The organism is Streptomyces phaeolivaceus (assembly GCF_009184865.1).
GTDB lineage: Bacteria > Actinomycetota > Actinomycetes > Streptomycetales > Streptomycetaceae > Streptomyces > Streptomyces phaeolivaceus.
The window spans coordinates 4,163,101-4,181,794 of sequence record NZ_CP045096.1; the positions used below are offsets into that span (position 1 = coordinate 4,163,101).

An 18,694-nucleotide genomic window follows, 5' to 3' on the forward strand; every position below is an offset into this window, starting at 1 on the left:
TCAGCCGACGTTCCCGGGCACGGCGGAGGGGGACACGTCCTCGCCGGCCCGCCGCTTGCGTACGGCCCAGAAGACGCCCGTACCGGCGACGACGGTGACGCCGACGCCGATCACGCCCGCGAGTCCGCCCGCGAGCCGGGCGTCGGTGAGGCCCTCCACGCCGTAGTCGGCGAGCGGGGAGTCGGCGGCGGCGTGGTCCTCGACCTTGGCGTCGAAGCCCTTGTCGGCGGCGACCTTCTCCAGACCGTCGGGGTCGGCGGAGGCGTAGAAGCTGACGACTCCGGCGAGGAGGAGGGAGGTGCCGAGCCCGGCGAGGAGGAGTGTGCGGGTGGAGCGCGCGGCGACGGGCGCGGGGGTCGGCTCGGCGGCCGGCGCGTCGACGAGTTCGCCGTTGACGCGCAGCTTCAGCGGGGCGGTCAGACCGCGGGCGCCGTGCACGAGGTCCGGGCGTACGGCGATGACGGCGCCGACCGTGGCGGCGGTGATCGCGGCCTCGCCGATGCCGATGAGGGTGTGGACGCCGACCATGGCCGTGAAGACGGAACCGAGCGGAACCTGTGTGGTGCCGCCGATCGCGTAGACGAGGGTGAAGGCGGCGGCCGAGGCCGGTACGGAGACCAGGGCGGCGACGAAGGCGGAGACGGTGATCGAGCGGCGCTTGCGGGGCAGGACGGTGACCAGCCCGCGGAAGACGGCGTAGCCGACGACCGAGGTGATCACGCCCATGATCGTGATGTTCACGCCGAGGGCGGTGAGACCGCCGTCGGCGAAGAGGATGCCCTGCATGAGCAGGACCACGGACACGCACAGGACCCCTGTACAGGGGCCCACGAGTATCGCGGCCAGGGCACCGCCGAGCAGATGTCCGCTGGTCCCGGCCGCGACCGGGAAGTTCAGCATCTGCACGGCGAAGATGAAGGCGGCGACGAGCCCGGCGAGGGGCGCCGTCCTCTCGTCCAGCTCACGCCGGGCGCCGCGCAGGCTGACGGCGACCGCGCCGGCGGCGACGACTCCGGCGACCGCCGAGACGGGTGCGTTGATGAATCCGTCGGGGACGTGCATACGAGGGCTCGCTCTCCTGGCCTGCGGATGGCTGGATTGGCTGGAACCTTACGATGATAGAGCGTTGTTGCGAGCCTCTCGCAAGAGCGATTCAGAGCCGATTAGCGAACGGCTCGCCGAAGTGCGGGTACCCGTGACCCACCCGCGACTCCACACCTCGACACCGCCACACCCCGCGTGCGCTTCCAGTGGCCTTGCAGCGCTCTCGCGGGGCTTCCGGGGGCGCGCGGCGCAGAATGTGCGACATTGGAGAGGCAGTGGACAGCGGATTCACAGCTTCCGCTGTGTCACTCTGCGTGAGGAGTCGTCCGATGTCCGTCACCGTCGAGCAGTACGCCCGAGCCCATGTCGTCACGGACTCCCCCGAGGACCGGGACACCGTGCAGGTCGTCCTCCGCTACGACCCCGACACCGACGCCGCCGCCGTACGCGTACGCCTGCCCGGCCCCGACGAGTGGACGTTCCCCCGCGAACTCCTCGAACGCGGCCTGCGTACGCCCACCACCTCCGGCCCCGTGAGCATCTGGCCCTGCGGCCGGGTCCAGGCGGTCATGGAGTTCCACTCGGCGAAGGGGGTGGCGGTGCTGCAGTTCGACACGAAGGCGCTGATCCGCTTCCTGCGGCGGACCTACACGGCCGTGCCGGTGGCGCACTGACGACGGGCGTCCGGGGGTAGGGATGCCCGAAGGCACGACCGCCGGGAAGGCATGGGGGACGCATGACAGTGCATGGGGGCCTGGCGCCGTCTTACGCGCTCGCCGCGCTGTGGGCGGTACGGCACGGGGAGAGCACCGCGAACGCCGCGAACGCCGAGGCCGGGCGCACCGGGTCGACCGCACCGCTGCCGGGCCGGGGCGCGGACGTTCCACTGTCGGAGCTCGGCCGGGCACAGGCCGGGGCGCTGGGCGCATGGCTGGCCGGGCTCGCCGACGGGGACGACGTGGGCGGCGGGCGCGGCGGGCAAGGTGACGGCGACGACGGTCCGGGGCCCGACCTGGTGGTCTGTTCGCCGTACGTACGGGCCCGGCAGACCTGGGAGGCCATGGCGGCGCACCCGGCCGTGGTCCCGCCTCCGCTCCTCGTCGACGAGCGGCTGCGGGACCGGGAGATGGGGATCTTCGAGATGCACCCGCCGGCCGCGCTTCGCGCCCGCTCGCCCGAGGAGGCGGGGCGGCGGGCCCTGGTCGGTGAGTGGTTCTACCGGCCGCCGGGTGGGGAGGCGCTGACCGATGTGGTGCTGCGGGTGCGGGACCTCGTCACCGAGTTGGACCGGGTCGCGCCCGGCCGCCGGGTGCTGCTGATCGCCCATGACGCGATCGCCGTCGCCGTGCGCCTGGTGTGCGCGGGGCTCGGCGCGGCGTTCCCGGACCGGCTGCCGCCCGTCCCCAACGCCTCGGTCTCACGCCGGGTGAGCGACGACGGGGGACGGCTGCGGCTGGCGCGGTGGGGGGACACGTCCCACCTCGGCGTCACACCGGGACGGTGAGCGTGGCCGTGTACCCCTTGTCGGTGCTGCCCTCCAGGGTGGCGAGCTGCTGGTCGTAGCCGTCGCTGAAGATCATGTCGGTCTCCAGGGAGAGCTCACCGAGGTTCTGGACGCTCTGGCTGTACCCGTCCGTCGCGTACACGGTGTCGCAGACGTCCTTGGGGAAGGCGAGCTGCGAGGTGGCGGCGATGTTCTGGGCGGCGGTGGCGTCGTCCAGGCTGTCGTAGACCTCGAAGTGGATGTGCGGCCAGCGGCCGGTGTAGCAGCCGGGGAAGATCGAGGTGAAGGTGACCTGGCCCTTGTCGTCGGCCTCCTGGACGCCGCGCAGGTAGTTCTCCTCGGTGACGCCGTCGGAGTAGAGGGAGTACCGGCCCTCGCGGTCGCAGTGCCACAGGTAGACGGCGGCGCCCTCCTTCGGGGTGTCGCAGCCGGAGGACTGGTCGACGACGGTCAGGGTGATCGTCAGCGGGATGCCTTCGGCGACGCCGCTCGCCGAGCCGAAGCTCTTGGTGATGTCCTGGCGGACGACACCGCTCTCCTTGAGGACGTTCGGGCCGTTGGAGCCGTCACCCGGGTACGGGCCCGCGGTCTCGTTCGGAATGACCTCGCAGTCCGAGCCGGAGGTGCCGGACGAGGAGGAGGACGAGCCGGAGGAGGACGAGTCCGACGCGGTGTCGGCGCTGCCGCCGTCGTCCGTGGAACAGGCCGCCACCAGCGGGACCATGCTCGCGCCGGCCAGCAGTCTGATCATGCGGCGGCGGGCGAACACGGGAAGGTCGTACGACAGCCCCCTGTCGAACTCGTCGTCGTGCTGGTGGTCATGACCGTGGCCGTGACCGTGACCGCCGCTGCCGTTCCTGGGTGCTGTGCTCATGATGCCGAACCGCGCTTTCCGAATGTTCCCGTCATGGAATGGCCGGATGCTATGAGCGGTTGCTGTGGGATTCCCAGGTGTCTGCCATGGGCATCTTGTCAGGCGCCACGGCTTTCGGTCACCGCGCGGCCGGCAGCACGAGGACCAGGGCCGCCGCGACGGGCGCCGCGATCATCGTCACCAGGTGGACGACCGTCGTCCGGATCATGCCCAGCACGGGGAAGAGCACGAGCCCGCCCACGAACCACCAGCCGTATGTCCGCCCCGCGAGATGCCACGCCTCGGTCTCCTCCTCCCGCGTCCCGGGCTCGAAGAACAACGCCCCGACGGCCACGAGAAGCAGCACACCACACACCACCACGTCCCAGCCACCGACGAAGACGGCCCCCCGCCCGTCCACCTGCCGCATCCGTCTCCGCAGACGCGTCACCCGGGACGGCGGTCGGTCGGTCCTCCGCGGCATGGCCGGGTCTTCCCCAGGTGTGCTCACCGACGGCCCACGAGTGGTGCTCAACGGCCCCGTCCACGACGCTCCTTGACCAGGCGTGCCGCCCAGCCTGCCACGATGATGAACCCGGCGTAGAAGGCGCTCTGAACCCAGGTGAAGGGCGGGTTCTGCGCTTGCCCCACGAGCCGGACGAGTACGACGCAGAGCGTCCAGTAGCCGAGCCAGTGCAGGGCCTCGTACCAGACCGGCACCGTGTCGTCCATGACGGGCGGCGGCTGGGAAAGGGTCCTGCGGAAGCCTCCGTTACGTGCGTAGTGGGCCTGGCGACGGCGTTCGAGGCGACAGGTGAGCCAGGTGCCGAGCCCGAGCGTCCCTCCGAACAGGGATGCCTGAAGGAGACGTACGGGGTCGTCGAAGGCGGACAGTCCGTGGGCGACCCACAGGCCGACGGGTACGCCGGCGAGCAGGCCCAGGACCACCGGGTGCCGGGCCATGAAGATCTGGGCCTTCGGTGGTGGCTCCGTGCCGCCGTGGCGGCGGTCGTGCTCCAGAAGAGCCCGCCGAAGTCTCTCCACCCACACCCGCCACAGCCGCATCCGCCGCCCACCCCACCCGTCGGCGCCCGTCGCCGTGCGACCAGCTTGGCCCCTTGGGGACCGCCGTGGCCAGTGGTACGGCCGGGCGGGGACGCTCACGGCACCAGGGGCCGCACTTCCCCCGCCGTGCAGCGGACGAAGCCCTCCGGGTCCGGTTCGTCGGCCGTCGGCCGTCGGCCGTCGGCCGTCGACTGGAGGATCACCGTGTCCGCGCCGGCTTCCGTCAGGCGGGCGACCGCCTAGGCCACGGTGCTCGCGTCGCCGGCGACTCCCAGCTCCGGGACGGAGTCCAGGCCCTCGGCGGCCAGTTCGGCGCGCAGGCGCGCGGGGGCGTCCGGGCCGGTGGCGGTGAGGAGGTAGACGGCGAGCCCGTGGGCGTCGGTGCGGCCGGCCGACTCCCGCACCACCGCCACCGGCGCGCCCGCCCGGGAACGCGGAAGCCGGTGAGGGCGCCCGTCCCCACGGACCCTCACCGGCAGTCCCGCTCGGCCGCCGACCGGCCTCGGCCGGCCGACGGCCGCCGTGTCAGACGCGGACCAACTCCCTGCCCTCGTCGTCCTCGGCCGGCTTCCTCACGGTGTCGTCCGTCGTCCGCAGGCCCTCACCCTCGACATCGACGTTCGGCAGGACGCGGTCGAGCCACTTCGGCAGCCACCAGGCCTTGTCGCCCAGCAGGGCGAGGACGGCCGGAACGATGGCCATACGGACCACGAACGCGTCGAAGAAGACGGCGATCGCCAGACCGAAGCCGATCATCTTGATCATCGACTCGCCGGAGCCGATGAACCCGGCGAAGACGGCCATCATGATCGCCGCGGCGGCGGCGACCACCCGGGAGCTGTACCTGAAGCCGGTCACCACGGCCTGGTGCGCGTTCTCGCCGTGGACGTACGCCTCGCGCATCCGGGTCACGAGGAACACCTCGTAGTCCATCGCCAGGCCGAAGACCACGCCCACCATGAAGATCGGCATCATCGACATGATCGGGCCGGTCTCCTCGACCCCGATGAGCCCGCCCAGCCAGCCCCACTGGAAGACCGCGACCACGGCACCGAGCGCGGCCAGCACGCTGAGCAGGAAGCCGAGGGCCGCCTTCAGCGGAACCAGGATCGACCGGAAGATCACGATCAGCAGCAGGAAGGCGAGTCCGACCACCAGCGCCAGATACGGGATCAGCGCGTCGGTGAGCTTCTGCGAGAAGTCGATGTTCATCGCCGTGGCGCCGGTGACCAGCACCTTCGCGTCCGTGTCCGCCGTCACTCCGGCACCCGCGTCACGGATGGAGTGCACCAGGTCCTCGGTCTCGGTCGAGGACGGCTTGGAGTTCGGGATCACCGTGATCATCGCGGTGTCGCCGGCCTTGTTGAACGTCGCCGGGGTCACCGTCACGACGTCGTCGAGACCCTTGATCTCGTCCGTCACCGCAGTGGCGGCCTCCTGCGGGGACTTGCTGTCCTCGGCGTCGACGACGACCATCAGGGGGCCGTTGAAACCGGGCCCGAAGCCCTCGGACAGCAGGTCGTACGCCCGGCGCTGCGTGGTGGACGTCGGCTGCGAACCGTCGTCGGGCAGGCCCAGTTCGAGCTGGGTGGCCGGAAGCGCGATCGCGCCCAGACCGACCACGCCGAGCAGCAGCACGGCGATCGGACGACGGACGACGAAGCTCGCCCAGCGGGTACCCATACCGGGCTTCGCCCCGGCGGCTTCCGCGACGGCCGTGGTGGAGGCGGTGGTGGAGCCCGCCGTGGAGGTGGCGATGGAATCGGTGGTGGAATCGGCCGTGGAACCGGTGGTGGAATCGGCCGTGGTCTCCTTCGCCCTCCCCCGGCCGAACAGCCGGCCGCCGCCCTTGCCCTTCTCACCGGCCGGCCGGACCTTGCGGCCCGCGTAGCCGAGCAGCGCCGGGATCATGGTGAGGGCGATGAGGACCGCGATGACGACCGTACCGGCCGCCGCGAGACCCATCTTGGTCAGCATCGGGACGTTGACGACCGTGAGACCCGCCAGTGCGATGACGACCGTGAGACCCGCGAAGACCACCGCCGAACCGGCGGTGCCGACGGCCCGGCCGACCGCTTCCTCGCGTGCGCGGCCCTCGGCCAGTTCGGCCCGGTAGCGGGAGACGATGAACAGCGCGTAGTCGATCCCGACCGCGAGTCCGATCATCAGCGCGAGCGTGGAGGTCGTGTCGCCGAGGTCGAGCGTGCTCGCGAGGGCGGTGATGACGGAGACACCGATACCGACACCGATGATCGCCGTCAGCAGCGGCAGCCCGGCCGCGACGAGCGAGCCCAGGGTGACGACGAGGACGACCGCGGCGATGGCGAGGCCGATGATCTCTCCGACGACCGCCGTCTCGGGCTCGGCCTGGAGGGCGTCACCGCCCAGCTCGACCGTCAGCCCGGCCTCCTGCGCCTTGTGCGCGGCGGTCTCCAGCGCCTGTGTGGAGGAGTCCTTCAGCTCCATGCCCGGGACCTTGTAGGTGACCGAGGCGTAGGCGATCGTCCCGTCCTCGCTGACCGCGCGGGTGGTGAACGGGTCGCTGACGGAGACGACCTCGGAGCCGTCGCCGAGTTCCTTGACGGTCTTCTCGACCGTCGCCTTGTTGGCGGCGTCGGCCATCTTCTCGCCCTCGGGCGCCTTGAAGACGACCCGGGCGGTGCCGCCGTCGGCGCTCATGCCGGGGTAGCGCTGGTCCAGCAGGTCGAAGGCCTTCTGGGCCTCGGTGCCGGGGATGGAGAAGGAGGACGAGCCCGCGGCGGGCGCGGAGGCGGCGCCGACGCCCGCGAGCGTCAGCAGAGCCACCCAGATCAGGGCTACGAAGTGTCGTCGCCGGAAGGCGAGTCGGCCCAGCTTGTAGAGGAATGTGGCCACGGGGGCGGTACTCCCGTTCAGGTCGTGGAAGGGCGAAGGGCAGGACGGATCAGCCCGTGCCGCAGAGAGAAGGAAGGCAGGGCGGGGCGGGGCGAGGCAGGGGTGATCAGCCCGACGACATGAGCGGTGGCGTCAGGTAGGGAGGATGGTGCGGGTGGGGCGGTGGAGCCGGGTGGGGGTGGCGAGGCGTTCATGCCGACCGCGGGGATCTGCCGACCGCGGGGATCTGTCGGCCGCGCGGACTGCCGGGTGGTCTACCAGGTGGTCTACCAGGTGGTCGGCACGCCGAGTGCGGGGAGGACGACGGCGTCGAGGTACGAACGGAGGAAGCTCTGCGTGGGCGGTTGATCCTCGATCAGCCCCCGCGCGACGAAGGCGCCGACGAACATGTGCACCACGTACTCGACGGCGAGGTTGTCCGGACGGACCTCGCCCCGGTCGACGGCGCGCTGCACCACACGGCGGATCTCCACCATCTCCGGCTCGATGATCACCTCACGGAAGGCCTTCAACAGGTCGGGATTTCCGTGCACCGCCATGGCCAGACCCCGCATCAGCGCGTTGTTCTGTTCCATGGCGCAGTCATCGGTACTCATCACCAGAGCGTGCAGATCGCCGCGCAGGGACCCGGTGTCGACCGAGCCGATGTCGGGATGCGGCTTGTTGTGCCGCATCGCCCTGGCGACCAGTTCGGCCTTGCCGCCCCACTGGCGGTAGAGGGTGGCCTTGCTGGACCGGGTGCGTGCGGCCACGGCGTCCATGGTGAGGGCGTCGTAGCCGACCTCCCGGAGCAGGTCGAGGACGGCCGCGTACAGCTCGGCCTCACGCTCGGGTGTGATCCGACTGCGGCGCACCGTCGCGGTCTCAGTCATCCCACTCCCCTTACTCCAGTCGCACGTTCGAGGCGCCAAGGCTACCGGCCTCGCGACATGCGCGGGCCGGACGACCCGCTTCTCGAACGAAACGGTTTCGTACGCTTATGAAGATACCCCGAGACCTAAAGAAAACGAAACGGTTTCGTTCGTGTCCCGTGTCACGCCGCCCTCCACCGGGCGACGCACGAGTTGCCGGGGCCTCCCGAGCGGAAAAGCATGGGGAGGTGAACGCCAAGTACGAGAGCGCGGCCGGTGGCGACAGCGCCCCCGGCTACCTCCGCTTCCCCCACCTCCACGGCGACCGTCTCTGCTTCGTGGCCGAGGACGATCTGTGGCTGGCCCCCCTGGACGGCTCGGACCGCGCCTGGCGGCTCACCGTCGACCGTACGAAGATCGCCACGCCGCGCTTCTCGCCCGACGGTCGGCACATCGCGTACACGAGCTGGCGGAACGTCCTGCCGGAGGTCGAGCTGACCCCGGTGGACGGCGGCGCCCCCGCGCGCCGGCTCACCCACTGGGGCAGCCCCGACACCGAGGTACGCGGCTGGACGCCCCCGACCGCCGGCGGCGAGGGCCGCTCGGACATCCTGGCCGTCGCCTCGCACGGCGAGCCGTTCTCGTACTTCACCTGGGCCTACAAGGTCCGCACGGACGGCGACCCCGGCCGCAAACTCCCCTGGGGCCCGGTCTCCGACATCCAGTGCGCCGAGATCGACGGCGAGCACCGCACGCTCCTGCTCACCGGGACCCCACCGCACGAACCGGCGTCCTGGAAGCGCTACCGGGGCGGCGCCATGGGCCGCCTCTGGCTGCACGGCGAACGGCTGCTGGCCGACCTCGACGGACACCTCCACTCCCCCCTGTTCGTCGGCGGCCGGATCGCCTTCCTCTCCGACCACGAGGGCGTCGGCAACCTCTACTCCTGCGCGTACGACGGCTCCGACCTGCGCCGCCACACCGACCACGACACGTTCTACGCCCGGCACGCGGCCGGCGACGGCACCCGGGTGGTGTACCAGTGCGCGGGCGACCTGTGGATCGTGGACGACCTCGCCCCGGGCTCCCTCCCCCGCCGCCTCGACGTGACGCTCGGGGGCGCGCTGACCGGGCGGCGGCCGTACCAGGTGCCGGCCGCCCAGCACGTCGACGGCATCTCGGTCGACGAGACGGGCCGGGCGAGCGCGGTCGTCGTACGCGGCAGCCTGTACTGGCTGACCCATCGCGACGGCCCCGCCCGGACCATCGCCGACACCCCCGGCGTACGCGTCCGGCTCCCCGAGATGCTCGGCTCGGGCGGCCAGGTGGCGTATGTGACGGACGCGGAGGGCGAGGACGCGATCGAGATCGCCTACCTCCCCCGGGCCACCGGCGACCGCGAGCCCCGCCGCCTCGCCTCCGGCGACCTGGGCCGCGTCCTTGAACTGGTGTCCGACCCGCGCGGCGAACGCCTCGCCATCGCCGCCGACGACGGCCGCGTCCTCCTCCTGGACGCGTCGGAGGAGTCGAACGGCGAGGTCACCGAACTCATCACCTCCCTCAACGGCCCGGTCCGCGACCTCGCCTTCTCCCCCGACGGCGCCTGGCTGGCCTGGTCCCACCCGGGCATCGGCCGCACCCTGCGCCAGATCAAGATGGCCCGTATGAAAGACCGCCTCATCGTCGACGTCACCGACGGCCGCTTCGAGGACGAGAACCCGGTCTTCACCCGCGACGGCCGCTATCTCGCCTTCCTCTCCTGGCGCGGCTTCGACCCGGTCTACGACGTCCACACGGGCGACCTCTCCTTCCCGCTCGGCTGCCGCCCCTATCTGGTCCCGCTCTCCTCCGCCACGCCCTCCCCGTTCGCCCTGAACCCGGACGGCCGCCCGGTCGCCGGGGGCATGGACCCGACCGAGGACGAGAACACCGACGGCACGGTGACCGTCGAGACCGAGGGCCTGGAGAACCGCGTCACGCCCTTCCCGGTGACCGCCTCCAAGTACTCGGCGCTGTACCCGGTCGCGGGCGGCGGCCTGGTCTGGCTGCGCTGGCCCATCTCGGGCGCGCTGGGCGAGACCTTCGCCAACCCGGACGACATGACGGGCCGCCCGACCCTCGAACACTTCAACATCAGCAAGGCGAAGAAGTCCGAACTCGTCGAGCACCTGGACTGGTTCGCGGTGAGCGGCGACGGCTCCCGACTCGTGGTCGTGGACGAGGGCGACCTGCGCGCCGCCCCGTCCACCGAGTCCGGCGACAGCGACTCGACCGTCTGGATCGACCTCCGGCGCGTCCTGCACGAGGTCGACCCGGCCGCCGAGTGGCGCCAGTCGTACGCGGAGGCCGGCCGTCTGATCCGCGCCTACTTCTGGGACCCGAGGATGAGCGGTATCGACTGGGCCGCCATCCTCGACCAGTACCGCCCGCTGGTCGAACGGGTCGCCTCCCCCGACGAGTTCGCGGACCTGCTCCGCGAGGTCCTCGGCGAACTGGGCACGTCCCACGCGTACGTCTCCCCCGCCCGCCGCAACGAGGGCCCGCCCCACTACCAGCGCCGCCAGGGCCTGCTGGGCGCCAACTTCGTCCGCCGGGACGACGACTGGACGATCCGCCGCATCCTCCCCGGCGACTCCTCCGACTCCAAGGCCCGCTCCCCGCTGGCCGGTACGGGCATCCGGGAGGGCGCGGCACTGACCCACGTCGACGGCCGCCCGGTGGACCCGAAGACGGGCCCGTACCCCCTGCTGGCGGGCGCGGGCGGCACCACCGTGGAACTGACCTTCACACCCGCCGAGGGCGAGGGCCGCTCCCGCCGCGTAGCCGTGGTCCCCCTGATCGACGAACGCCCCCTGCGCTACCAGGACTGGGTCGCCAAACGCCGTGACGTCGTACGGGAGTTGAGCGGCGGCCACTGCGGCTATCTGCACATCCCGGACATGGGCGGCTCCGGCTGGGCCCAGTTCAACCGCGATCTGCGCATGGAGGTCTCCCGGCCCGCCCTGATCGTCGACGTACGCGGCAACGCGGGCGGCCACATCAGTGAGCTGGTGGTGGAGAAGCTGTCCCGCACGATCCTCGGCTGGGACCTGACACGGAACGCCCAGCCGGTGTCGTACGCCTCCAGCGCCCCGCGCGGCCCGGTCGTCGCCCTCGCGGACGAGGCGACCTCCTCCGACGGCGACATGATCACGGCAGCCTTCAAACTCCTCCGGCTGGGCCCGGTCGTGGGCCTGCGCACCTGGGGCGGCGTCGTCGGCATGACCGGCCGCCACCAACTCGGCGACGGCACGGTCATCACCGTCCCCATGAACGCCGCCTGGTTCGACGCGTACGGCTGGACCATCGAGAACCGAGGCGTCACCCCGGACCACGAGACCCTCCGCACCCCGGTGGACTGGGCGGAGGGCCGCAACACCCAACTGGAAGCGGCCGTCACCCTGGCCCTGACCCTCCTCAAAACCCACCCCCCGGCAGACCCCCCGGACCACACGAACACCCCGAACAGGGCCCGCCCGAAGCTCCCGGAACGCTCGTGAGGGTTCGACGAGCGCGGGGCAGGCTGAAAAGCATGGGGCACAGCCCCTGCTTTCTTGGGGGCGCGGGGAACTACGCGTCTCTTAAGGGACGCGGGGAACCACGCATCCCTTAAGGGGCGCGGGGAACTGCGCATCTTTTCAGGGGCGCGGGGAACTGCGCATCTTTTCAGGGGCGCGGGGAACTGCGCGACCAGCCCCCACCGAACCCGCACCCGACAACCCACCCCGAACAACACCGAAGGGCGCCCCCCAATCAAGGAGGGCGCCCCACGCATCACTCAACTACACCACTACGCCTCGTACTCCTGCCGGAACCGATCATCCTCGTCCCGCATCAACCGCTCGGACTCCTCGTCCCGCCGCCCCACCCCACGCTCCGGCTGCCCATGCTCGGGCCGCTGCCCGCGCTCGGGCCGCTGCCCATGCTCGGGCCGCTGCGGCGGACGCTCACCGCCACGCTGAGGCCGCTCCTGCTGAGCCCGCCGCGGCGACTCGGCCTTGTCCTGGAACTGGTCCTTCATGCCCATGTGGATTCACTCCCGTTGTGGGTGAGGGGATCGGGCCTCGACCAGACAAACACGGGCGGACATCCCACGCATTTCGATCAGTAACGCTCGGTCAACGCCAAGTGATCAGCCTCCCGACGCCCGAACCCCCCGCGTCCGCTCGTCCGCCGCCCCACCGGCCCCCACCAGCCCCTTGTCCACCCCACGCAGCCGCGGCTCCATACGCCGTACCTCGCGCGGCGCGAACGTCCCTATGAGCCCCGGCAGATACCCGCGCACGCCCTGCATCCCCCGCAGCCACCACTGCCCGTACACATGGCTCGACCGCCGCTCGATCCCGGCGACGAGCCGGTCCACGGCCGGCCCCAGCGGATACGTCTTCCCGGCCGGCCACGGCAGCCGTTCCCGCAACTCCCGCAACGCCTCGTCCTTGTCGGCCCCGCGCACCATGTCCGTGTCGGTCCAGGACAGATACCCGACGCCGACGCCCACGCCCTGATGCGCGACCTCGGCCCGCAGACAGTGCGCGTACGCCTCGACGCCCGACTTGGACGCGCAGTACGCCGTCATCATCGGCGCCGGGGTGATCGCGGCGAGGGAGGCGATCTGCAGCAGATACCCCCGGCTCTCGATCAGCGCGGGCAGGAACGCCCGCCCGGTGACGGCCGATCCGACGAGGTTGACCTCGATGACCCGCCGCCAGGAGTCGGGGTCGGAGTCGACGAACGGCCCGCTGTTGGCGACGCCCGCGTTGGCGACGACGATGTCGACCCGCCCGAACCGCTCCTTGACCTCACCCGCGACCCGCGTCATCACCTCCTGGTCGGTGACATCGGCGTGCCAGTACGCGCACTCCCCATACAGCCGCTCCGACACCCGCTTCAGCTCGTCCGGTTCGAGGCCGACGAGCGCGACCTTCACGCCCCGTACCGAGAGCTTGCGCGCGAGGAGTTCCCCGACGCCCCGCGCGGCCCCGGTGACGACCGCGACCCGCCCCTCCAGGCTGCCGCTCATGCGCCCGCCTCCTCCAACTCGTCCCGCTCCACCCGTACATGTGCCGTCACGAGCCCGCGTATCCGGGCGGTGACCGCTTCCGGCGCCTCCACGGGCGCCATGTGTCCGACCCCGGTCAGCTCGCTGAGGCCCACGCAGTCGGGCAGCGCGGCGGCCAGCGCCCGCGCGTGCACGGGCGGGGTCATCCGGTCGGCCGTGCCCACGACGACATGCGCCGGCACGGTCAACTCCCGTACGCCGTGGTCGAGATCGAGGGAGGCGAGGACGTGCGACCAGGCGTGCCGCACCCGGGCCGGGCAGGCGTGCACGATCCGCGCGCAGGCCTCGACCATCGCGGGCGACGAACCGGGGCCCATGGTCGCGTACTTGAGGATCCGCCGGGCGACCGGCGTGACCGGCCCGAGCGGCGCCCGGGAGCCGAGGACCTTCCGGGTGAGCCAGGAGCGCACCCGGCCCGACCGCATCGGCACGACCAGGGACTCGTCGACCAGCCGTGAACTGCCCGTGCTGCACAGCAGGACGGCCGCCGTGTGCTCCCGGAACCCCGGCCGCGCGGCGGCGGCCATCAGTGTCATGCCGCCCATGGAGTGCCCGGCCAGCACCGCCTTCTCGCCCGGCGCGAGGGCCGCCGCGAGCACCGCCTCCAGATCGTCGGCGAGGGCGTCCGCGTTGCACAGGGCGGAGGCGGGGCTGCGGCCGTGGCCGCGCTGGTCGTAGACGACGACCCGGTGGTCGACGGCGAGATCGCGGACCTGCGCCGCCCAGTACGCCGTCGAGCAGGTCCAGCCGTGCACGAGCACCACGGCGGGGGCGCCCTCGGGCCCGTGGATCTCGACGTGCAGCCGCGCCCCGTCGGCGGACACGGCCGCCAACTCCCGTACGGCGACGGGCGGCGCGTACGGCCCGTGCTTCACATGCGTCAGTCGGGTCATGCCCCGGCCTCCACCGTCTCCGTGTTCATCGCCCCGCCGCTGTTCTCCGTATCCGGCCGGGCTACCCGCAGGACGGTGTACTCACTCAGATCGACCCGCCGGGTCGCGCCGCGGAACTCGGTCGTGGTCCCCGGCCAGACGGTCGTGTTGCGCCCGTCCGCGTCGAGATACCAACTCGTGCAGCCCCCGGTGTTCCAGACCGTGCGCTCCATCCGCTTCTGCACCCGCTCGTTCCAGGCGTCCACGGCCACCGGCCGGGCGTCGAGGGCGACCCGGCCGCCGAGCACGTCCAACTGCCGTACGAAGTCGGCCATGTAGTTCAGCTGGGACTCGATCATCAGGATCATGCTGGAGTTCCCGAGGCCCGTGTTGGGCCCGATGATCGTCATCCAGTTGGGGAACCCGGCGGCGGACGCCCCGCGCAGCGACCGCATCCCGCTGTCGGCCCAGGCCTCGGCGAGCGTCCGGCCGTCGGCGCCCACGACCCGGTCGGCGATGGGCATGTCGGTGACATGGAACCCGGTGCCGAAGACGATCGCGTCGACCTCGGCGGCGGACCCGTCGGCGGCGACGAGCGTGGAGCCGTCGACCTTGGCGAGCCCGGAGGCGACCACGTCGACGTTGGGCCGGGTGAGCGCCGGATAGTAGGTGTTGGACAGCAGGATGCGCTTGCAGCCGATGCGGTAGCCGGGGGTGAGCCGGGCGCGCAGCTCGGGGTCCTTGACGGCCCGGGTCATGTGCCGCTCGGCCATCCGCTCCACCAGGCCCAGCTGGTTCGGCCGCTTGGTGAAGGCCTGGACCTGCAACTCCCGTACGCCCCACAGCAGTCCGCGCCGGGCCTGCGCGGTGAACGGCAGCTGCCGGTGCAGCCACCGCTCGGCGCCGCTGATGCCCCGGTCGACGCGCGGCAGCACCCAGGGCGGGGTCCGCTGGAAGAGGGTGAGCCGGGCGACCTCGGGCTGGATCGCGGGCACGATCTGGATCGCGGAGGCGCCCGTCCCGATCATCGCGACGCGCTTGCCGCGCAGGTCGTACCCGTGGTCCCAGCGGGCGGAGTGGAACACCTTCCCGGGGAAGGAACCGAGGCCCGGCAGTTCGGCCTCGGTCGGTACCTTCGGATCGGACAGCGGCCCGGTCGCGGAGACGACGAAGTCGGCGGACAGCGGCCCACCGCTCGTCTCGATGTCCCAGCACAGCCGCTCCGCGTCCCAGGCCATCCTGACGACCTCGGAGTCGAAGCGGATGTGCGACCGCAGCCCGAACACCTCGACCACGTGCTCCAGATAGGCCCGGATGTGCTCCTGCCCGGAGAAGGCGCGCGGCCAGGCGTAGTTCGGCGCGAACGAGAACGAGTAGAGATGGGAGGGCACGTCACAGGCGCACCCGGGATAGTCGTTGTCGCGCCAGGTGCCGCCGACCGACCCGGCCCGTTCCAGGACGACGAAGTCGGTGACCCCCTCGCGCCGCAGCCGCACGGCCGCGCCGAGCCCGCCGAACCCGGACCCGACCACCGCCACCCGCACATGCGGCCGGTCCGCGCCCTCGTTCCCGCCCTTGTGCTCGCCCATCCGGTACCTCCACGCCTCATCGCGTGCGCCCACCGCGTTCGCACCTCATGTCCGCGCCAGTAATCACTGGCGCAGTGGGAGCGTAGGGCAGGACCGTACCGATGGGTAGGGGTCCGACACTCTGGAGTTACCAGCGGTACGACATAGGCTGCGCGCGTGGCAGAAGACGGCGAGCGGGACAACGGGCGAGACGGCGACCGACACGGCGAGCGACACGGCGAGCGACACGGCGAGCGACACGGCGAGCGACACGAGTACCGCATGGAGGAGCTGGCCGAGGAGGCCGGCATCACGGTACGCACCCTGCGCTTCTACCGGGAGCGCAAACTGATCCCGCCACCCCGCCGCGAGGGCCGTATCGCCTGGTACGACGACACCCATCTGGCCCGGCTGCGCACGATCGCGGCGCTGCTGGAGCGGGGCCACACGCTCAGCGGGATAGCCGAGCTGGCCGAGGCCTTCGACCAGGGCCGTGACGTGGGCGATCTGCTCGGCCTGGGCGCCCCCACCGAGGAGACGCCGGTCCGCCTCACCCCCGAGGAACTGGCCGACCACTTCGGCGACCAGGCCACCTCGGAGAACCTCGCCACCGCCCTCGAACTCGGCTACCTCGGCACCGACGGCGGCGAGATCGTCCACATCAGCCGCCGCCTCCTGGAGGTCTCGGCCGCGCTGGTCCGCGAGGGCGTCCCGCTCACCGACGTCCTCACCGCCGGCCGCCGCGTCCGCGAACACGCGGAAGCCCTGGCCACCCTGTTCACCGACCTCATCCTCACCCAGCCCGGCCACACCCGCGAAGACCTCGCCCGCCTACGGCCCCTGGCGAAGAGCGTGGCGGAAGCGGAACTCTCCCTGGCACTGGACCGGCGACTGAGGCAGACCGGCACGGACTGAGACCGGGCCGCCTCCGACCCGGACCGGGACCGATCCGTCTCAGAGCTCGTAGACCACCGTCACCGGCGCGTGGTCCGACCACCGCTCGGCGTGGGTCGCGGCCCGTTCCACGAACCCCTTGACCGCCTTGGCGGCGAGCCCGGCCGTGGCGATCTGGTAGTCGATGCGCCAGCCGCTGTCGTTGTCGAAGGCCCGCCCCCGGTACGACCACCAGGTGTAGGGCCCCTCCACATCGGGATGCAGGGCGCGCAGCACATCGACGTACGCCCCCTCGCTCTCGTCGAGGACCCGCCCCAGCCACTCCCGCTCCTCCGGCAGGAACCCGGAGTTCTTCTGGTTCGCCCGCCAGTTCTTGAGGTCGGCCTGCTGATGGGCGATGTTCCAGTCGCCGCAGACCACGACCTCGCGCCCGTCGGCGGCGGCCCGCTCGCGCAGCCCCTTCAGATGGGTGAGGAACTCGTCCATGAACCGGACCTTCTCGTCCTGCCGTTCGGTCCCGACCTCGCCGGAGGGAAGGTAGAGGCTGGCGACGGTGACGCCCGGCAGATCGGCCTCGACGTACCGCCCGCTCCCGTCGAACTCGGCCGACCCGAAACCGATCCGGACCCGGTCAGGTTCACGGCGGCTGTAGAGCGACACCCCCGCGCGTCCCTTGGCGGCGGCCGGGGCGTGCACGACGTGCCATCCCTCGGGCTGCCGCACCCCCTCGGGGAGTTGCTCCGGTTCGGCCCGGACCTCTTGCAGGCACACCACGTCCGCCGAGGTCCCGGCGAGCCACTCCACGAAGCCCTTCTTCGCGGCGGCCCGCAGTCCGTTCACATTCACAGAGGTCACAGTCAGCACCCGGGCACGATACCCGCACCCCGGAGAGCAGCCATGCATAGATGTACGATGTTCAACATGATTATCCGCCGGGTCCCCTTCGACCACCCCGACGCCGTGAAGCTGAACGACGAGGTCCAGGCCGAGTACAGCGTCCGCTACGGCGACGACGGAGACGCCACACCCATGGACCCGGCGCACTTCGTACCGCCGACGGGGCTGTATCTGATCGCCTACGACGAACACGGCAGACCCCTGGCCACGGGTGGCTGGCGCACCCAGGACACCAATGACGAGGGGTATCAGGACGGGGACGCCGAGATCAAGCGGATGTATGTCACCCCGGAGGCCCGCGGCCTGGGCCTGGCCCGCCGCATACTCGGCGAACTGGAGTCCGACGCCCGCGCCGGCGGCCGTACCCGCATGGTCCTCGAAACCGGTGCCGAGCAGCCCGAGGCCGTCGCCCTCTACACCTCCAGCGGCTACGAACCCTGCGCCAAGTTCGGCTACTACCGCTTCCACGAACTGAGCCTGTGCTTCGCGAAGCCGCTCCACGGGTGACCCCGGGCCCCTGAACCCTCCGGGGCCCCGAACCTCCCGGGCCCGCAAATCCCGGTGCCCGCCGGGGTGTCGGGCCCCTACGGTGTACCCGTGAAGAAGAACACCCGCCTCCGCCGTCTCGTCGTGGGCGACACCACCTGGCGCTGGACCGTCCGCCGGCGCTCCCGAGCAGCCCACGACCACTGCCACCTGAAGCTGTCGCTGTACCCCGACGGCCCCCGAGGCCGCCGTCTGGTCCTGCTCTTCAGCCCCTCGGACAACCGCGTCGTCTCGAACTGCTACTTCGACTCCGGCGCCCTGGTCCGCCGCTCGGACCACACGTACCTGAACCTCCACGAGCCCGGCACGGTCCGCCGCCTCCTGGACGCCGCCGCCCCGACCCTGGACTTCCACCCGGACGCCCGGACGGTGGAGCTGGACGGCTGGCCGCACTTCGACGCGATCACAGAGCCGGTGACACCCTGACAACACGTCAGAGCCCCCAATGGTGATCACCACTGGGGGCTCTGAGCTGTGCGTGGACCTGTGGGGATTTGAACCCCAGACCCCCTCGATGCGAACGAGGTGCGCTACCAGACTGCGCCACAGGCCCTTGCAACGAGTGAAACTCTAGCATCCCGATCGCGGTGCTTGGAAATCCGTTCCCGGGCGGCCACCGGCGGGCTTC

General features: G+C 71.5%; 17 protein-coding genes, 1 tRNA gene and 1 pseudogene. 6 read left to right on the forward strand and 13 right to left on the reverse strand.

The features are described from left to right. Entirely contained in the window at window positions 1–1,062 is a 1,062-nt protein-coding gene (locus F9278_RS19425; protein ID WP_152169498.1) for an energy-coupling factor ABC transporter permease, read from the reverse strand. Window positions 1,063–1,373: 311 nt separating this feature from the next. Here F9278_RS19425 and F9278_RS19430 point away from each other — a divergent pair, with 311 nt between their 5' ends. Both F9278_RS19430 and F9278_RS19435 read left to right on the forward strand, forming a co-directional pair. Continuing rightward, window positions 1,374–1,718 carry an SsgA family sporulation/cell division regulator gene (locus F9278_RS19430; protein WP_152169499.1) on the forward strand — a complete coding sequence of 115 codons (345 nt, stop codon included), beginning with the start codon at window positions 1,374–1,376 and terminating at the stop codon, window positions 1,716–1,718. 62 nt (window positions 1,719–1,780) lie between these two features. Further along, window positions 1,781–2,548, forward strand: a complete 768-nt coding sequence (locus F9278_RS19435) for a histidine phosphatase family protein (RefSeq protein ID WP_152169500.1) — start codon at window positions 1,781–1,783, stop codon at window positions 2,546–2,548. Here the strand turns inward: F9278_RS19435 and F9278_RS19440 are convergent. From F9278_RS19440 to F9278_RS19465, 6 genes and pseudogenes are all read right to left on the reverse strand, one after another. Beyond that, window positions 2,532–3,422: an intradiol ring-cleavage dioxygenase gene (locus tag F9278_RS19440; protein ID WP_152169501.1), complete on the reverse strand. Its 891-nt coding sequence runs from the start codon at window positions 3,420–3,422 to the stop codon at window positions 2,532–2,534. The genes F9278_RS19435 and F9278_RS19440 overlap by 17 nt on opposite strands. 118 nt (window positions 3,423–3,540) lie before the next feature. After that, a complete protein-coding gene (locus tag F9278_RS19445) occupies window positions 3,541–3,831 on the reverse strand; it encodes a hypothetical protein (protein WP_152169502.1) in 291 nt (96 codons plus the stop codon). 101 nt (window positions 3,832–3,932) lie between these two features. Beyond that, on the reverse strand, window positions 3,933–4,466 hold the full coding sequence (locus F9278_RS19450; RefSeq protein ID WP_152169503.1) for a hypothetical protein: 534 nt from the start codon (window positions 4,464–4,466) through the stop codon (window positions 3,933–3,935). A 95-nt stretch (window positions 4,467–4,561) separates the two neighbouring features. Next, a pseudogene (locus tag F9278_RS19455) lies at window positions 4,562–4,867 on the reverse strand (LLM class flavin-dependent oxidoreductase); the annotation flags it as partial. Window positions 4,868–4,991: 124 nt separating this feature from the next. Beyond that, a complete protein-coding gene (locus F9278_RS19460; RefSeq protein WP_152169504.1) occupies window positions 4,992–7,340 on the reverse strand; it encodes an MMPL family transporter in 2,349 nt (782 codons plus the stop codon). Between the two features lie 266 nt (window positions 7,341–7,606). Further along, entirely contained in the window at window positions 7,607–8,212 is a 606-nt protein-coding gene (locus F9278_RS19465; protein WP_152169505.1) for a TetR/AcrR family transcriptional regulator, read from the reverse strand. Between the two features lie 107 nt (window positions 8,213–8,319). On the opposite strand from F9278_RS19465, the gene F9278_RS19470 reads away from it, so the two are divergent. After that, window positions 8,320–11,730, forward strand: a complete 3,411-nt coding sequence (locus tag F9278_RS19470) for a S41 family peptidase (RefSeq protein ID WP_404818921.1) — start codon at window positions 8,320–8,322, stop codon at window positions 11,728–11,730. Window positions 11,731–12,020: 290 nt separating this feature from the next. Here the strand turns inward: F9278_RS19470 and F9278_RS19475 are convergent, their stop codons facing one another. The 4 genes from F9278_RS19475 to F9278_RS19490 all read right to left on the reverse strand — a co-directional run bounded on the left by F9278_RS19475 (window position 12,021) and on the right by F9278_RS19490 (window position 15,750). Then, a complete protein-coding gene (locus F9278_RS19475) occupies window positions 12,021–12,257 on the reverse strand; it encodes a hypothetical protein (RefSeq protein ID WP_152169507.1) in 237 nt (78 codons plus the stop codon). Between the two features lie 105 nt (window positions 12,258–12,362). Next, window positions 12,363–13,250: an SDR family oxidoreductase gene (locus F9278_RS19480; RefSeq protein WP_152169508.1), complete on the reverse strand. Its 888-nt coding sequence runs from the start codon at window positions 13,248–13,250 to the stop codon at window positions 12,363–12,365. Next, complete coding sequence (locus tag F9278_RS19485) at window positions 13,247–14,182, reverse strand: alpha/beta fold hydrolase (RefSeq protein WP_152169509.1); 936 nt, start codon at window positions 14,180–14,182, stop codon at window positions 13,247–13,249. The genes F9278_RS19480 and F9278_RS19485 overlap by 4 nt, the downstream gene beginning before the upstream one ends. Beyond that, entirely contained in the window at window positions 14,179–15,750 is a 1,572-nt protein-coding gene (locus tag F9278_RS19490; RefSeq protein ID WP_152169510.1) for a flavin-containing monooxygenase, read from the reverse strand. The genes F9278_RS19485 and F9278_RS19490 overlap by 4 nt, the downstream gene beginning before the upstream one ends. 261 nt (window positions 15,751–16,011) lie before the next feature. On the opposite strand from F9278_RS19490, the gene F9278_RS19495 reads away from it, so the two are divergent. Further along, window positions 16,012–16,644, forward strand: coding sequence for a MerR family transcriptional regulator (locus tag F9278_RS19495; RefSeq protein ID WP_152173961.1), 633 nt, complete (start codon window positions 16,012–16,014; stop codon window positions 16,642–16,644). Between the two features lie 39 nt (window positions 16,645–16,683). Here F9278_RS19495 and F9278_RS19500 read toward each other — a convergent pair whose 3' ends face one another. Then, window positions 16,684–17,526, reverse strand: coding sequence for an exodeoxyribonuclease III (locus F9278_RS19500; protein WP_152169511.1), 843 nt, complete (start codon window positions 17,524–17,526; stop codon window positions 16,684–16,686). A gap of 18 nt (window positions 17,527–17,544) precedes the next feature. On the opposite strand from F9278_RS19500, the gene F9278_RS19505 reads away from it, so the two are divergent. After that, entirely contained in the window at window positions 17,545–18,027 is a 483-nt protein-coding gene (locus tag F9278_RS19505; protein ID WP_152173962.1) for a GNAT family N-acetyltransferase, read from the forward strand. Window positions 18,028–18,117: 90 nt separating this feature from the next. After that, on the forward strand, window positions 18,118–18,492 hold the full coding sequence (locus F9278_RS19510; protein WP_152169512.1) for a hypothetical protein: 375 nt from the start codon (window positions 18,118–18,120) through the stop codon (window positions 18,490–18,492). A gap of 53 nt (window positions 18,493–18,545) precedes the next feature. Here F9278_RS19510 and F9278_RS19515 read toward each other — a convergent pair. Then, window positions 18,546–18,619: transfer RNA gene (locus tag F9278_RS19515), tRNA-Ala, on the reverse strand. Between the last annotated feature and the right edge of the window lie 75 nt (window positions 18,620–18,694).

Bases quoted from the DNA above. Each gene is read 5' to 3' on its own strand.
- F9278_RS19425 (WP_152169498.1), bottom strand. From the start codon at position 1,062: ATGCACGTCCCCGACGGATTCATCAACGCACCCGTCTCGGCGGTCGCC.
- F9278_RS19430 (WP_152169499.1), top strand. From the start codon at position 1,374: ATGTCCGTCACCGTCGAGCAGTACGCCCGAGCCCATGTCGTCACGGAC.
- F9278_RS19435 (WP_152169500.1), top strand. From the start codon at position 1,781: ATGACAGTGCATGGGGGCCTGGCGCCGTCTTACGCGCTCGCCGCGCTG.
- F9278_RS19440 (WP_152169501.1), bottom strand. From the start codon at position 3,422: ATGAGCACAGCACCCAGGAACGGCAGCGGCGGTCACGGTCACGGCCAC.
- F9278_RS19445 (WP_152169502.1), bottom strand. From the start codon at position 3,831: ATGCGGCAGGTGGACGGGCGGGGGGCCGTCTTCGTCGGTGGCTGGGAC.
- F9278_RS19450 (WP_152169503.1), bottom strand. From the start codon at position 4,466: ATGCGGCTGTGGCGGGTGTGGGTGGAGAGACTTCGGCGGGCTCTTCTG.
- F9278_RS19465 (WP_152169505.1), bottom strand. From the start codon at position 8,212: ATGACTGAGACCGCGACGGTGCGCCGCAGTCGGATCACACCCGAGCGT.
- F9278_RS19470 (WP_404818921.1), top strand. From the start codon at position 8,320: ATGAAGATACCCCGAGACCTAAAGAAAACGAAACGGTTTCGTTCGTGT.
- F9278_RS19475 (WP_152169507.1), bottom strand. From the start codon at position 12,257: ATGGGCATGAAGGACCAGTTCCAGGACAAGGCCGAGTCGCCGCGGCGG.
- F9278_RS19480 (WP_152169508.1), bottom strand. From the start codon at position 13,250: ATGAGCGGCAGCCTGGAGGGGCGGGTCGCGGTCGTCACCGGGGCCGCG.
- F9278_RS19485 (WP_152169509.1), bottom strand. From the start codon at position 14,182: ATGACCCGACTGACGCATGTGAAGCACGGGCCGTACGCGCCGCCCGTC.
- F9278_RS19490 (WP_152169510.1), bottom strand. From the start codon at position 15,750: ATGGGCGAGCACAAGGGCGGGAACGAGGGCGCGGACCGGCCGCATGTG.
- F9278_RS19495 (WP_152173961.1), top strand. From the start codon at position 16,012: ATGGAGGAGCTGGCCGAGGAGGCCGGCATCACGGTACGCACCCTGCGC.
- F9278_RS19500 (WP_152169511.1), bottom strand. From the start codon at position 17,526: ATGCATGGCTGCTCTCCGGGGTGCGGGTATCGTGCCCGGGTGCTGACT.
- F9278_RS19505 (WP_152173962.1), top strand. From the start codon at position 17,545: ATGATTATCCGCCGGGTCCCCTTCGACCACCCCGACGCCGTGAAGCTG.